Source organism: Bradyrhizobium sp. JR4.3, assembly GCF_040547695.1.
GTDB classification, from domain to species: Bacteria; Pseudomonadota; Alphaproteobacteria; order Rhizobiales; family Xanthobacteraceae; genus Bradyrhizobium; species Bradyrhizobium canariense.
Window position 1 is genome coordinate 131,694 of record NZ_JBEPQF010000014.1, and the last position, 15,189, is coordinate 146,882.

Below are 15,189 nucleotides of genomic sequence, written 5' to 3' on the forward strand. Positions count from 1 at the left end.
AATGAATGTCGCTGTTCGCAGTCACGCCACGGCCAAACAGGTTTCTGAACATTTCGACGTGCTGATCGTCGGCGCCGGTATCTCGGGCATCGGCAGCGCCTATCACATGACCAAGCAGCTACCGGGTGCGAGCTTCGTCATCCTGGAAACGCAGGCGACGTTCGGCGGCACATGGACCACGCATCGCTATCCCGGAATTCGTTCGGACAGCGATCTCCACACCTTCGGGTATAGCTTCAAGCCCTGGGTCGGGCCGCCGATCGCGACCGCCGAGGAAATCCTCGCCTACATGAACGAGGTGATCGACGAAAACGATATCGCGCGGCATATCCGCTACAAGCACAAGATCAATTCGGCGAGCTGGTCGAGCGAGCAAAACCTCTGGACCATCGAGGCGATGACGACCGACACTGGCGAGCCGAAATCCTTCACGGCGAACTTCCTCTGGATGTGCCAAGGCTATTACCGCCATTCGGAAGGCTATACGCCGGAATGGAAGGGTACGGATCGCTTCAAGGGTCGCATCGTTCATCCGCAGACCTGGCCTGATGATATCGACCTCGCGAACAAGAAGGTCGTCGTGATCGGCTCCGGCGCGACGGCGGCAACCCTGGTGCCGAACATCGCCGACAAATGCGCGCATGTCACGATGCTGCAGCGTTCGCCGACCTATTTCCGTCTCGGCCGCAACGCCATCGAGATCGCGGAGGAGTTGCGCCGGCTGCAGGTCGACGAGGCCTGGATCCACGAGATCGTCCGCCGCAAGATCCTGTTCGAGCAGGACGCGTTCACCAAGCTTTGCTTGTCAAAACCCGAGCAGGTGAAGAAAGAGCTGATCGGCCAGATCAGCGCGGTGCTCGGTCCGGAGTACGATGTCGACACCCATTTCACACCGAGCTACCGGCCGTGGCGGCAGCGCATCGCTTTCGTGCCGGATGCCGACCTGTTCAAGGGCATCGCCAGCGGCAAGGCGTCCGTCGTCACCGACGAGATCGAATGTTTCGTCGAGAACGGCATCCAGCTCAAATCCGGCAAGCTGCTCGAGGCCGACGTCATCGTCACCGCAACCGGCTTCAATCTCGCGGCGCTCGGCGACATCGCCTTCGAGGTCGACGGCAAGCCGCTCGCCTTCGGCGACACCGTCACCTATCGCGGCATGATGTTCACGGGCGTGCCGAACATGGTCTGGGTGTTCGGCTATTTCCGCGCCAGCTGGACGCTCCGCGTCGACCTCGTCGCCGACTTCGTCTGCCGCCTGCTCGGCCACATGAAGGCGAAAGGCAAGAAGAAGGTCGAGGTCCAGTTGCGTGCCGAAGACCACAACATGCCGATCCTGCCCTGGATCGATCCGGAAAACTTCAACCCCGGCTACATGATGCGCAACATGGATCTGCTGCCCAAGCGCGGCGACAAACCGGAATGGCAGCACAGCCAGGATTACTGGACCGAAAAGGACGAGATCCCGAAGACGGATCTGGATGGCGGGGAGTTCGTGTATCGGTGAGCGCGGCAGGCGGCGCTACAAACCTCTCCGTCGTCCTGGCGAAAGCCAGGACCCATTACCCCAGGGAGAAGTTGTGGCGCGAGCTTGTCATCAAGAGTCTTCGCCAAACGACGTGCCGTGGTAATGGGTCCTGGATCGGTGCTCCGCTTCGCTGCGCTTGTTCAGGACGACGGCGTTGGGGGGTCAGGAATTCCTTCTTGTTGCATTCGTTGCAATCGCCGCAGCCGCAGTCCGGTTCTCGACCCCAAGCTTGGAGTAGATCTGCTCGAGATGCTTGTCGACCGTGCGCGGGCTCAAGCCCAAGATCTGCGCGATGTCGCGGTTGGTCTTGCCCTTGCTGAGCCAGGCCAGCACCTCGCCTTCGCGGGTGGTGAGGCCAAGCTCGCTGGTGAATTCGGGTGGCGGCGCGGTGCCGGACTCCCTGGACAGCCGAAGCAGAAACTCGTTCGGCGCGGTCTCGCCCATGTAGTACAGCCGGAGCTGAGGATTGTCGGGCAGGGAAGCCGCCTGAGATTTCGAGCTGCCCTTGCCCTTGGTCTGCTCCAGCCATTGCAGCAATGATACTGGCAGGACGAAGTCGTCGTCGGCCTGCGCGCCGTGGTGGTCGGCCAGCAGCTTCTGCGCCTGCGGGGTCGCCCACAACAATTTGCCCTGGCGGTTGACCGCGAACAGGAATCGGCCGGAGACGTCGAGCGCGGCGCGTGCACTTTGCGTCAGCCGCGCATTGCCGAGATGAACGCGGATGCGCGCCAGCATCTCCTCGATCACGATCGGCTTCGTCACGTAGTCGACGCCGCCGGCCTCCAGTCCGCGCACGATGTGCTCGGTCTCGGCGAGCCCCGTCATGAAGATCACCGGCACATTGGCAAGACCCGCATCCCGCTTGAGGCGGCGGCAGGTCTCGAACCCGTCCATGCCCGGCATCACCGCGTCGAGCAGCACGATGTCAGGCGTGATCTGGTCGACGATGCGCATCGCGGCCGCGCCGTCGAGCGCCACCATCACCGTCATTCCGGCGCTGTCGAGCGCGTCGGTGAGCAGCCGCAGCGTCTCCGGGGAGTCGTCGACAACGAGCGCGACATCGCGCTTTTTCGACTCAGTGCTCATACGCATGCAACGTCTTCAATGTGGCCATGTACTGGTCGAGATCGAAGCGGTCGATCAGCGACCGCATTTCCGCGACGAAATCGGCATGTTCAGGGTGCTCGCTGCCGATCTCGTCCAGCTTCAACTGGATAGCCTTGACGTAGCCGATCTGACCAAGCCCGATCAGCGCCTCGATGTGTTGGACAGGCGGCCGCGAGCCGCTTTCGGGCCGCCACAGCGGCACGGCGATCTCCTCCGAGCCGTATTGCCATTCGATCTTCAGAAGCTGGCGGATGCTTTCCAAAAGCCTGGGAATGTCGATCGGCTTCATCAGATAACCGTCGTGGAAAGGCTGTGCCAGCGGTGTGCCGTGGGCCTCGAGCGCGCTGGCCGACACCATCAGGATCCGCGCCTGATGGTGGCCGCTGGCGCGTAGCGTCTCCGCGACCGTCCAGCCATCCATGCCAGGCATGGAGATGTCGAGCAGGAACAGATCGGGCCGGCAGTGCTGGGCCAGTGCCAGGCAACCAGGTCCGTCGGGCGCGCTGAGCAGGATGAAGCCGAGTGGTGTCAACACCTCGCGCAGGAGGTCGCGATGCACGGGATCGTCGTCGGTAATGAGGATGGTCTTGCGCGTGCCGTGATAGCCGGAGATCGGGGCCTCCACCGGCGCAATGCGCTGCGGATTGGTGACTTCCGAGAGCAGCATCTTGACCTTGAACGTGCTGCCGCTGCCGACCGTGCTCAAGACCTTGATGTCGCCGCCCATGACGCCGGCGAGCAGCCGGCTGATGGTCAAGCCCAGTCCGGTGCCGGTCTGTGGCTGCGAGACACCGAGCGCGCCGCGCTCGAACGGTGCGAAGATGCGTTCGAGATCGTCGCCCTGGATGCCGGGGCCGGTGTCGATCACCTCGAACTCCGCGACCGGGCTGCGATAGTGCACCACGAACTGCACACTGCCGGTCTGGGTGAATTTGATCGCGTTGGACAGCAGATTGATCAGCACCTGGCGCAGCCGCTTTTCGTCGGCATAGACCACGACCGGTAAATGCGCCGGACGCCTGAACACGAAGTCGATGCTCTTGGCGGCGGCCTGAAGGCGGAACATGCCGACGAGCTGGTCGAGGAATTCGGTCAAGCGCACCTCGTCGCGCGACAGGTACAGCCGCCCCGCCTCGATCTTGGAGATGTCCAGAATGCCGTCGATCAGGCCGGAGAGGTGATCGGCGCTGCGGCGGACGACGCGGACCTGGTCGCGCGGCTTGGTGTTGAGCGTGGTGTCCTGCTCCAGGAGTTGGGCATAGCCGCTGATCGCATTCAGCGGCGAGCGCAGCTCGTGGCTCAGGCCCACCACGTAGCGGCTCTTGGCGAGGTTGGCGGATTCGGCGATTTCCTTGGCGCGCTGGAGCTCGGCATCGGTGCGCTTGTGCGCGTCGATCTCCTGGATCAGCAGCGTGGTCTGGCGCCGGGTCTCGGCCTCGGCCGCTCGTCGGCTCTGCTGCGCCAGCACGAACAGCCAGGCCACCACGCCGATGATGATGCTGAGCGAGAAGAACACCTTCCAGAGCACGTTGGAGACGAGCATGTTCTCGCCGGGCACGCTGACCGAGGTCTGGAGGTAGATCAGCCCCAGTACCAGCGCGACGAGGCCCGCGGAGACCACGAACACACCGATGTAATGGCCGAACTGCGAGTTGATCCGCTGATAGATCGGCTGCGGCAAGATCCTGGCGAGCGCGTCGGCGAACTGCACCTGCGCCCGCGCGTGCGGTTTGCACAAATCGTGGCAGCGCGCGTCGAGCGAGCAGCATAGCGAGCAGATCGGGCCGGCATAGGCAGGACAGGAGGTCATGTCCTCCGGCTCGAAATGGTGCTCGCAGATGCAGCACTGGATCGATTCGATGTTGGCCCAGCTCCTCTTTGGCTTGCGCGCGATGTAGTATTTGCCGTCGGTGAGCCAGGCGATGACGGGCGCGGTGACGAAGGCGACCGTCAGCGCGACGAAGGCCGCGAGCGCTTTCATGGTCGAGCCGAACAGGCCGTAGAATGCCGCGATCGAGACGATGGTCGCGATCGTCATCGCGCCGACGCCGACCGGGTTGATGTCGTAGAGATGGGCGCGCTTGAACTCCATCTGTGGCGGGCGCAGGCCGAGCGGCTTGTTGACTACGAGATCGGACACCAGCGCGCCGACCCAGGCGATCGCGACATTGGAGTAGAGCGCGAGCGTCTGCTCCAGCGCCTTGTAGACGCCGATCTCCATCAGCAGCAGCGCCACCATCACGTTGAACACCAGCCAGACGACCCGGCCGGGATGGCTATGCGTCAGACGCGAGAAGAAGTTCGACCAGGCGATCGAGCCTGCATAGGCGTTGGTGACGTTGATCTTGAGCTGCGACAGGATCACGAACGCCCCGGTGAGGGCCAGGGCCATGTCCGGCTGCGACAGCACGTAGCGAAACGCCTCGAGATACATGTGCGCCGGCTCGGCCGCCAACTCGCTGGAGAGACCGTGGCTCAGCGCGAAGAAGGCGAGAAATGAGCCCAGCAGCAGTTTCAGCGCGCCGAAGATGATCCAGCCGGGGCCCGCGATCAGCAGGGCGGCCCACCACGACGTTCGCGACGTGCGGCGGTCGCGCGGCAGGAACCTGAGGAAGTCGACCTGCTCGCCGATCTGGGCCACCAGCGAAAACACCACGGAGGATGCGACACCGAACAGCAGCAGATCGAAATGTCCGCTGGGGTCGCCGTGCTCGCCTGCGAATTTGCGCCACTCCGTGAACGAATAAGGATTGGCCCAGGCGATCGCCGCGAAGGGCAGGATGTGCAGGATGATCCAGATCGGTTGCGTCCAGAGCTGGAAGCGGCTGATCAGCGTGATGCCGTAGGTGACAAGCGGGATGATCGCGACCGCGCTGATGAGATAGCCGATCGGGCGCGGAATGCCGAAGCACATCTCGAGCGCCGTGGCCAGGATCACCGCTTCGATCGCGAAGAAGATGAAGGTGAAGGAGGCGTAGATGAGCGAGGTGACGGTCGAGCCGATATAACCAAAGCCGGCGCCGCGGGTGAGCAGGTCAATGTCGATGCCGCATTTGGCGGCATAATAGGCAATCGGAACGCCGCAGCAGAAGATGATGGCGGAGACGACGAGGATCGCGGCGGTGGCGTTGGTAACACCGTAGTTCAGGGTGATGGTGCCGCCGATCGCCTCCAGAGCGAGAAAGGAGATGGCGCCCAGTGCGGTGTTGGCGACGCGGGCGGCGGACCACCGGCGCGCGCTCTTGGCGGTGAAGCGCAGCGCGTAGTCTTCCAGCGTCTGGTTGGCGACCCATTGGTTGTACTGGCGCCTGACGCGATCTATCCGCTGCCGCCCTGCCACTTAACCCCCACTCCCGAACTCCCGCATCCCTCGCAAAACCTGTACCAAAATCCTACGTCGTCATTTTGCGGTGCAGTATACGCGATCTTGCGTATGCTTGCAGTGCACAAATTCGAGCCATCCTCACGGCACCAATCGCGTGTCCTCGAACAACAGTGGGGTGCTCATGTCAGACGAAGCGAACAAGGGCCTGTTATCGCCGCTCCGGCGCAAATTATTGATGGGAATGGCGGCCGTGCCGGCCATCACCATGCTACCGCGAGCATCTTTTGCGCAGGCCCCGGCGACCTCGGCGGTCAATACCACGGGTCTCGCGGTCACCGACACTGAGGTGACGGTCGGCATCCTGCATTCGGCGACCGGCACCATGGCGATCTCCGAGACCGGCTCGATCGAAGCCGAAAAGCTCGCCATCGAGCAGATCAATGCCATGGGCGGCGTGCTCGGGCGCAAGATCAAGTTCATCCAGGAAGACGGCGCCAGCGATTGGCCGACCTTTGCCGAGAAGGCCAAGAAATTGCTGGTCAACGACAAGGTCGCGGCGATCATGGGCTGCTGGACCTCGGCGTCCCGCAAGGCCGTGCTGCCGGTCATGGAGCAGTACAACGGCATGCTCTATTATCCGACCTTCTACGAAGGTCTCGAGCAGTCCAAGAACGTGATCTACACCGGCCAGGAAGCCACTCAGCAGATCCTCGCCGGCCTGAATTGGATCGCCAAGGAGAAGGGTGCGAAGTCGTTCTTCTTCATCGGCTCCGACTACATCTGGCCGCGCACCTCGAACAAGATCGCGCGCAAGCATGTCGAGAACGTGCTGAAGGGCAAGGTCGTCGGCGAAGAGTATTATCCGCTCGGCAATACCCAATTCAATTCGGTCATCAACAAGATCAAGCTGACCAAGCCCGACGTGATCTTCACCGACGTCGTCGGCGGTTCGAACGTTGCGTTCTACAAGCAGCTCAAGGCCGCAGGCATCGATCTCTCCAAGCAGGCGCTGCTGACGATCTCGGTGACGGAAGACGAGATCGACGGCATCGGCGGCGAGAACATCGCGGGCGCCTATGCCTGCATGAAGTACTTCCAGTCGCTCGACAATCCGAACAACAAGACCTTCGTGCCCGCGTTCAAGAAGATGTGGGGCGAGAAGACCGTGATCGGAGACGTCACCCAGGCTGCCTATCTCGGCCCGTGGCTGTGGAAGTTGACAGTGGAGAAGGCGGGCTCCTTCGACATCGACAAGATCGCGGCGGCGTCGCCAGGCATCGAGTTCAAGGGCGCTCCGGAAGGCTATGTGCGCATCCACGAAAATCATCACCTCTGGTCGAAGACCCGGGTGGGGCGCGCCAAGCTCGATGGCCAGTTCGAGCTGATCTACGAGACCGCCGATCTGGTCGAGCCGGATCCGTTCCCCAAGGGCTACCAGTAAGGCGAGAGCTACCAGTAACACACGGCGTTCGTCGCCGTTTCCCCTTCAGACAAAACCTCTCCCTGGCGTGGACCGCAAATCCACGCCCAAGACCCCCGCGTCGCGAACCTGCTCGCGACGCGGGACCCTTTCCCGACGGAGGACATCGATGTTCGGCGACTACTCGCTTGGTGACCTTGGCTCCATCTTCGTCATGCAGGGCTTTGCAGGACTGATCCTGTTCTCCGTCTACGTCCTGATGGCGCTCGGTCTTGCGATCATCTTCGGCCAGATGGGCGTCATCAACATGGCCCATGGCGAGTTCATGATCCTTGGGGCCTACGTCACCTGGATGACCTCGAGTTTCTTCCAATCCTATTTGCCGAGCCTGTTCAGCGGCTACTTCTTCCTCGCGATGATCCTGGCCTTTATCGCATCCGGTGCGTTGGGGATGCTGGTAGAATGGGTGCTGATACGGCATCTCTACAAGCGCCCGCTCGACACGCTGCTTGCGACCTGGGGCCTCAGCCTGATCCTGCAACAGGCCTATCGCTCCGTGTTCGGCGCGCGCGAGGTCGGCGTCGAGCTGCCGCAATGGATGCTTGGCTCGCTGCACGTGACCGACAGCATCGAAGTGCCGATCAACGGCGTCTTCGTGATGTGCCTCACTGTCCTGATCACCGTGGGCGTCGCCTACGTGATGTATAAATCGCGCTGGGGTCGGCAGGTGCGCGCCGTCGTGCAGAACCGCATCATGGCCGGTGCCGTCGGCATCAACACCGAAAAGGTGGATCGCTACACTTTCGGCCTCGGTTGCGGCATTGCCGGTGTCGCCGGGAGCGCCTTCACCATGATCGGCTCGACCGGGCCGACCTCCGGACAGCTTTACATCGTCGATACGTTCCTGGTGGTCGTGTTCGGCGGCGCGGCAAGCCTGCTCGGCACCATCGCATCGGCCTTCTCGATCTCGCAGACCCAATCCACCCTCGAGTTCTTCCTGTCGGGCTCGATGGCCAAGGTGCTGACGCTGCTTGCCGTTGTCGGAATCCTGATGCTGCGGCCGCAGGGTCTCTTCGCCCTCAAGGTCCGCAAATAACAAGAAGCAGGCAAGTCATGGTCATCAACTCACGCTTCTTCAATCGATCCGAGCTCATGGGCTTCCTCGTGCTGGCCGCTGTGCTGTTCGTGATCCTGCCGCTCTCGCTGGATGTGTTCCGTCTCAACCTTGTCGCGAAATATCTGACCTACGCCTTCGTCGCGCTCGGTCTGGTGCTGTGCTGGGGCTACGGCGGCATTCTCAGTCTGGGGCAGGGCGTGTTCTTCGGCCTCGGCGGCTATTGCATGGCGATGTTCCTCAAGCTGGAGGCCTCCAGCGTCGAGAATACCAAGATCCAGTCGACGCCAGGCATCCCGGACTTCATGGACTGGAATCAGATCACGTCGCTGCCACTGTTTTGGCAGCCGTTTCACAGTCTCGCCTTCACCATCCTCGCCATCATCCTGGTCCCCGGCATCTTCGCGCTGATCATCGGCACTGCGATGTTCAAGCGCCGCGTGGGCGGCACCTACTTTGCCATCATCACCCAGGCGGTGGCGGCCATCCTCACCATCCTGATCGTGGGCCAGCAGGGCTACACCGGTGGCATCAACGGCATGACCGACCTGCGTACCCTCAAGGGTTGGGACATCCGGCCCGACCACGCCAAGGTCATCCTGTACTTCGTCGAAGTGGTGCTGCTGTTCGCCTGCATCGGCATCGCGCAGTTCATCCGCCTGACCAAGCTCGGCCGCATCCTGGTGGCGATGCGCGAACAGGAGGACCGCGTCCGCTTCTCCGGCTACAGCGTCGCCAACTTCAAAATCTTTGCGTTCTGCATGGCCGCGGTCTTCGCCGCGATCGGCGGGGCCATGTTCGCGCTCAATGTCGGTTTCATGTCGCCGTCCTTTGTCGGCATCGTGCCGTCGATCGAGATGGTGATCTACACCGCGGTCGGCGGACGGATGTCGATCTTCGGCGCGATATGGGGGGCCATTCTGGTGAACTTCGCCAAGACCAGCCTGTCGGAGTCCTTCCCGCAACTCTGGCTGTTCGGTCTCGGCGCGCTGTTCATCGCCGTCGTGCTCGCTTTCCCGAACGGCCTGTCGGGGCTCTGGGCCGACTATGTGCAGCCGCGCATCGACCGCCTGTTCACCTCGCGCAAGAAGCCGGGCTGGAGCGACAATTCGGTTGCCGATGGCGCACCGGCAGAGTGAGGAGACCATCATGCTTGTTGGACATCAGCCGAAGGAATTCCTGCTCGCGGTCTCCGGACTGACCGTTTCCTTCGACGGCTTCAAGGCCGTCAACGATCTCTCGTTTTACGTCGAGGAGAACGAGATCCGCGTCATCATCGGCCCCAACGGGGCCGGCAAAACGACGGTGCTCGACCTGATCTGCGGCAAGACCAAAGCGACCGAAGGCTCGATCCAGTTTCGCGGCACCGAGCTGACCAAGCTCAAGGAGAACGAGATCGTCAAGGCCGGCGTCGGCCGCAAGTTCCAGACGCCGTCGGTGTTCGAAGACCTCACCGTGTTCGAGAATCTCGAGATTTCGTTTCCGCGCGGCCGCACCGTGTTCGGCTCGCTCACCTTCCAGCGCGACCAGCCGGTGAAGTCACGCGTCGCGGAGGTCGCCGAGATGATCTTCCTCAAGGACAAGCTCAACACCTATGCCTCTGAGCTCAGCCATGGCCAGAAGCAATGGCTCGAGATCGGCATGCTGCTGATCCAGGACCCGGACCTGCTGATGCTGGACGAACCCGTCGCCGGCATGAGCGTGTCCGAGCGCGCCAAGACCGCCGAGCTGCTCAACCGCATCATCAAGAACCGCTCGGTGCTGGTGATCGAGCACGACATGAAGTTCGTCGAGGACATCGCGCACAAGGTCACCGTGCTTCACCAGGGCCAGATCCTCTCGGAAGGGACCATGGATAAGGTGAAGAACGACCCCAAGGTCATTGAAGTCTATCTGGGGCACTGAGATATGACGAATTCGGGCCAGTCTGTTGCGGCAATGACAGTGCACCTCTCCCCCTGTGGAAGAGGTCGGATCGCGCAAGCGATCCGGGTGAGGGGTATCTCTCCGCAGCTCAAACTGCCTCTCGCCTTCGCGGACGCAGACCCCTCATCCGTCGCGGACTTCGCCCGCGCCACCTTCTCCCACAAGGGGAGAAGGGAGAAAGTTCACGGCAGAGCGGCCTCACCAGAATTCATGCTGATTTAGGGAGCGATCATGCTGGCAATTTCCGATCTTCACGTCGCCTATGGCCAGAGCGAGGTGCTGCACGGGCTCAACGTCAAGGTCGCGCCCAACGAGATCGTGGCGATCATGGGCCGCAACGGCATGGGCAAGACCACGCTCATGAAATCGCTGATGGGCATCCTGCCGGCGAAGAGCGGCTCGGTGACCATGGACGGCGCCGAGCTCGGTGCCTTGCCGAGCTACGCGCGCGTCGCCAAGGGCCTCGCCTATGTGCCGCAGGGCCGCATGATCTTCTCAACCATGACGGTGAAGGAGAACATCGAGACCGGTCTCGTGGTCTCCGGCGGAACCGAGGTGCCCGGCGACATCTACGAACTGTTCCCGGTGCTGCTCGAAATGAAGGACCGCCGTGGCGGCAATCTCTCCGGCGGCCAGCAGCAACAACTCGCGATCGCTCGCGCGCTGGCGACCAAGCCAAAAGTGCTGCTGCTGGACGAGCCGACCGAAGGCATCCAGCCGTCGATCATCAAGGAGATGGCGCGCACGCTCAAGCGCATCCGCAACGAGAAGGGGCTTTCGATCGTCGTGTCCGAGCAGGTCCTGAGCTTCGCGCTCGATATCGCCGACCGTGTGCTGGTGATCGAGAACGGCGAGATCGTCCGCGACGATCCGCGCGACGCCGTCGATGCCGCGCAGGTCTCGAAATATCTGTCCGTCTAACCAACCGTGTAAAAAGGGGAGCCTCTCGATGCCAGAGACACTGATCAAGGTCGATCTCACCAAGTCGGCCTATGAAAATGACATGGTGCATAACCGTTGGCACCCCGACATTCCGATCGTCGCCTGGGTCAATCCCGGCGACGACTTCATCATCGAGACTTATGACTGGACCGGCGGTTTCATCAAGAACAACGATTCCGCGGACGACGTCCGCGACATCGATCTGTCGATCGTGCACTTCCTCTCCGGCCCGATCGGCGTCAAGGGTGCCGAGCCCGGCGACCTCCTCGTCGTCGACCTGCTCGACGTCGGTCCGATGAAGGAGAGCATGTGGGGCTTCAACGGCTTCTTCTCCAAGCAGAACGGCGGCGGCTTCCTCACCGATCATTTCCCGCTGGCGCAGAAGTCGATCTGGGACATCAAGGGCCTCTACACCTCGTCGCGGCATATTCCGGGCGTCAACTTCGCCGGCCTGATCCATCCCGGCCTGATCGGCTGTCTGCCCGATCCGAAGATGCTGGACACCTGGAACAAGCGCGAGGCCGAGCTGATAGTGACCAATCCGACCCGTGTGCCCGGCCTTGCCAATCCACCGTTCGCGCCGACCGCTCATGGCGGCCGCGCCAAGGGCGAGGTCAAGGACAAGATCGGCGCGGAAGGCGCGCGCACCGTGCCGCCGCGCGAGCATGGCGGCAATTGCGACATCAAGGATCTCTCGCGCGGCTCGAAGATCTACTTCCCGGTCTATGTGCCCGGCGCCGGTCTCTCGATGGGCGATCTGCACTTCAGCCAGGGCGACGGCGAGATCACCTTCTGCGGCGCGATCGAGATGGCCGGCTGGCTGCATCTGAAGGTCGAGGTGATCAAGGACGGTATGGCGAAGTACGGCGTCAAGAATCCGATCTTCAAGCCGTCGCCGATCACACCGAACTACAAGGATTATCTGATCTTCGAAGGCATCTCGGTCGACGAGGCCGGCAAGCAGCACTATCTCGACGTCACCATCGCCTATCGCCAGGCCTGCCTGAATGCGATCGAGTACCTCAAGAAGTTCGGCTACTCCGGCGCCCAGGCCTATTCGATCCTTGGCACCGCACCGGTTCAGGGCCACATCTCTGGCGTGGTCGACGTGCCCAATGCCTGCGCCACATTATGGCTGCCGACGGAAATTTTCGACTTCGACGTGATGCCGTCCTCGGCGGGTCCGATCAAGCACATCAAGGGCGATATCCAGATGCCGATATCGCCGGACAAGTAATCCCTGCGCGACGGGATGCGGGACGGCGTAGCTGTCGCCCCGCATCCTTCGCCGGAACTCTCTCACAGACAACAGCGTAGGGATGATGCGATGCCGGTCTATGAATATCTCTGTGACGATTGCGGTCCGTTCAAGGATCTGCGCCCGATGTCTGAATGCGACGATCCGCAGGTCTGTCCGCAATGTGAAATCATGGCGCCGCGCGTCATTCTGACCGCCCCGAACTTCTTCTGCATGCCGTCGGAGACGCGCAAGGCTCACGCCGTCAATGAGCGCAGCACGCACGCGCCGCAGACGCTGGCGCAATACAAGGCCTCGCATGGCCCCGGCTGCGGCTGCTGCTCGACGGGAAGAAACTCCTCGGACATGAACTCATCGGACAAGAAAAAGCCGGCGCGGCTGGTGACCAAGACCAGGAGCGGCGCGAAGGGTTTCCCGACCGCGCGGCCCTGGATGATCAGTCACTGATTCATGCGGCAATCTCAAACAGAGTAGAGGAGCAATTCAAATGCTTCACGGTGACATCTCCAGCAGCAACGACACCGTCGGCGTCGCGGTGGTCAACTACAAGATGCCGCGCCTGCACACCAAGGCCGAGGTGCTCGACAACGCCCGCAAGATCGCCGACATGGTGGTGGGCATGAAGACCGGCCTTCCCGGCATGGACCTGGTGATTTTCCCGGAATACTCCACCCAGGGCATCATGTACGACTCCAAGGAGATGTATGAGACCGCTTGCGCGGTCCCCGGTGAAGAGACCGCGATTTTTGCGGAGGCTTGCCGCAAGGCCAAGGTCTGGGGCGTGTTCTCGCTCACGGGCGAACGCCACGAGGAGCATCCGAACAAGGCGCCCTACAACACCCTGATCCTGATGAACGACAAGGGCGAGATCGTGCAGAAGTACCGCAAGATCATGCCGTGGGTGCCAATCGAGGGCTGGTATCCCGGCAACTGCACCTATGTCTCCGACGGCCCGAAGGGGATGAAGGTCAGCCTGATCATCTGCGACGACGGCAACTTCCCGGAGATCTGGCGAGACTGCGCCATGAAGGGGGCCGAATTGATTGTACGCTGCCAGGGCTACATGTATCCGGCCAAGGAGCAGCAGATCCTGATTTCGAAGGCCATGGCGTGGGCCAACAACGTCTATGTCGCGGTCGCCAACGCCGCCGGCTTCGACGGGGTCTATTCCTACTTCGGTCACTCCGCGATCATCGGCTTCGACGGCCGCACCCTCGGCGAGTGCGGCGAGGAAGACTACGGCATTCAATATGCCCAGTTGTCGAAGCATCTGATCCGCGATGCGCGCCGCAACGGCCAATCGCAGAACCATCTCTACAAGCTCGTCCATCGCGGCTACACCGGCATGATCAATTCCGGCGAAAGCCCGCGCGGCGTAGCGGCCTGTCCCTATGATTTCTACAAGAACTGGATCGCGGATCCCGAAGGCACAAGGGACATGGTCGAAGCGATGACGCGCGCGACGCCCGGGACCGCCGAATGCCCGATCGACGGCATCCCGAATGAAGCGGGACCGAGCAACTACTGAGCCATGGCTGCATCAACCACACGGTCCTACGCCGACAAGGGCGGCGTCATGCACTCCGCGTGATGAGGGTCTACCGTTTCTGCTGCGCCGGCTTGCGTGGCGGTCGCGGAGCGGCGGCCGGCGTGGGTGTCCCGCTCATCTTGTTGGCGGCCTCGCTGACGTCGAGCAGCGATCGGCGGATGTCTTCGAGGAAGTTCGCCGATTTCTTTCTCATGGTGTCGGCGAGCTCGTGCAATCCCTGGATCTTTTCGAACAGCTCGTCGGCCTTGCCGTCGGCAAAGCCGGGCACTACGCCTTCGATCTTTGTGACCGCCTTGTCGAAGCCCGCGAAGGCGCTGTCGACCTTGGCCATGACGGAATCGATTTCGCCGCCCTTGCTCCTGAGATCGGCGGTGTAGTTCTCGAACGTGCGCAGGCCCTCCTTGATCGCCGGGGCGTTGCTGACGATCGTGCGGTCGACACTGTGCAGGGTGTCGACGATTGATTCGGCGTCGCTGAGATCGGCGGTCAGCACGGGGACGCCGTCCGAATCCAGCGGCACTGGCGGTGCGGAGGGCGCGCCGCCGATCAGCGAGACCGCGGCGACGCCGGTAAGACCGAGGAACTCGATGCCTGCGACGGTGTCCTTGCGGATCGGCGCGGAGTTGTCGAGCATCACCAGGGCCACGACCTTGCGCGGATTGTCCAGCTTGATCGACAGGATCTGGCCTGCGGGGACGCCGTCGAAATTGACCGGCCCGCCGCGGCGCAATCCGCTCGCCGAGCCGCCCTCGAACACGACGCGCAACGGGCTGCGGCTCTGGAGGGTGCGCCATTTCTGCACGCCGAGCACGCCGCCGAACGCCACGGCGATCACCGCCAGCGTCGCCGTTCCGATCACCAGATTGCTCGCGCGTGCCATGCGGGGTGATTTTACGGCCAAACGAGGGAAGTTGGAAGGAGCTGCAATGGTACGTAGGGCGGGTTAGCGAAGCGTAACCCGCCAACGCCTCGTGCGGCCTTGGACCGATTTGGCGGATTACGCTGCGCTAATCCGCCCTACGC

At 62.3% G+C, this 15,189-nt stretch carries 12 protein-coding genes; 9 read left to right on the plus strand and 3 right to left on the minus strand.

From position 1 onward, the window contains the following. Position 1 precedes the first annotated feature (1 nt). Entirely contained in the window at positions 2–1,504 is a 1,503-nt protein-coding gene (locus ABIB91_RS22540; RefSeq protein WP_354166663.1) for a flavin-containing monooxygenase, read from the plus strand. A gap of 183 nt (positions 1,505–1,687) precedes the next feature. Here ABIB91_RS22540 and ABIB91_RS22545 read toward each other — a convergent pair whose 3' ends face one another. Both ABIB91_RS22545 and ABIB91_RS22550 read right to left on the minus strand, forming a co-directional pair. Then, entirely contained in the window at positions 1,688–2,617 is a 930-nt protein-coding gene (locus tag ABIB91_RS22545) for a response regulator (protein ID WP_354166670.1), read from the minus strand. Beyond that, a complete protein-coding gene (locus ABIB91_RS22550; protein WP_354166677.1) occupies positions 2,601–5,972 on the minus strand; it encodes a hybrid sensor histidine kinase/response regulator in 3,372 nt (1,123 codons plus the stop codon). Before ABIB91_RS22550 ends, ABIB91_RS22545 begins: the two co-directional genes overlap by 17 nt. A gap of 166 nt (positions 5,973–6,138) precedes the next feature. Here ABIB91_RS22550 and urtA point away from each other — a divergent pair, with 166 nt between their 5' ends. The 8 genes from urtA (at position 6,139) to ABIB91_RS22590 (ending at position 14,145) form a co-directional block, all read left to right on the plus strand. Next, entirely contained in the window at positions 6,139–7,398 is a 1,260-nt protein-coding gene (urtA, locus tag ABIB91_RS22555) for an urea ABC transporter substrate-binding protein (RefSeq protein WP_018455941.1), read from the plus strand. A 148-nt stretch (positions 7,399–7,546) separates the two neighbouring features. Further along, positions 7,547–8,473, plus strand: a complete 927-nt coding sequence (urtB, locus tag ABIB91_RS22560) for an urea ABC transporter permease subunit UrtB (protein ID WP_007598078.1) — start codon at positions 7,547–7,549, stop codon at positions 8,471–8,473. Positions 8,474–8,490: 17 nt separating this feature from the next. Beyond that, a complete protein-coding gene (urtC, locus tag ABIB91_RS22565; RefSeq protein ID WP_354166697.1) occupies positions 8,491–9,630 on the plus strand; it encodes an urea ABC transporter permease subunit UrtC in 1,140 nt (379 codons plus the stop codon). Between the two features lie 10 nt (positions 9,631–9,640). After that, the gene (urtD, locus tag ABIB91_RS22570; RefSeq protein WP_007598075.1) at positions 9,641–10,396 is read left to right on the plus strand and encodes an urea ABC transporter ATP-binding protein UrtD; all 756 of its coding nucleotides are present in this window, start codon (positions 9,641–9,643) and stop codon (positions 10,394–10,396) included. 252 nt (positions 10,397–10,648) lie between these two features. Next, positions 10,649–11,338, plus strand: a complete 690-nt coding sequence (gene urtE, locus ABIB91_RS22575) for an urea ABC transporter ATP-binding subunit UrtE (RefSeq protein ID WP_354166709.1) — start codon at positions 10,649–10,651, stop codon at positions 11,336–11,338. Between the two features lie 28 nt (positions 11,339–11,366). After that, positions 11,367–12,596: a formamidase gene (gene fmdA / locus ABIB91_RS22580; RefSeq protein WP_354166717.1), complete on the plus strand. Its 1,230-nt coding sequence runs from the start codon at positions 11,367–11,369 to the stop codon at positions 12,594–12,596. Between the two features lie 90 nt (positions 12,597–12,686). Further along, entirely contained in the window at positions 12,687–13,064 is a 378-nt protein-coding gene (locus tag ABIB91_RS22585) for an FmdB family zinc ribbon protein (RefSeq protein WP_354166725.1), read from the plus strand. Positions 13,065–13,104: 40 nt separating this feature from the next. After that, positions 13,105–14,145: an aliphatic amidase gene (locus ABIB91_RS22590; protein WP_354166733.1), complete on the plus strand. Its 1,041-nt coding sequence runs from the start codon at positions 13,105–13,107 to the stop codon at positions 14,143–14,145. Positions 14,146–14,215: 70 nt separating this feature from the next. Here ABIB91_RS22590 and ABIB91_RS22595 read toward each other — a convergent pair whose 3' ends face one another. Then, positions 14,216–15,046, minus strand: coding sequence for an MlaD family protein (locus ABIB91_RS22595; protein WP_007598064.1), 831 nt, complete (start codon positions 15,044–15,046; stop codon positions 14,216–14,218). Positions 15,047–15,189 lie beyond the last annotated feature (143 nt).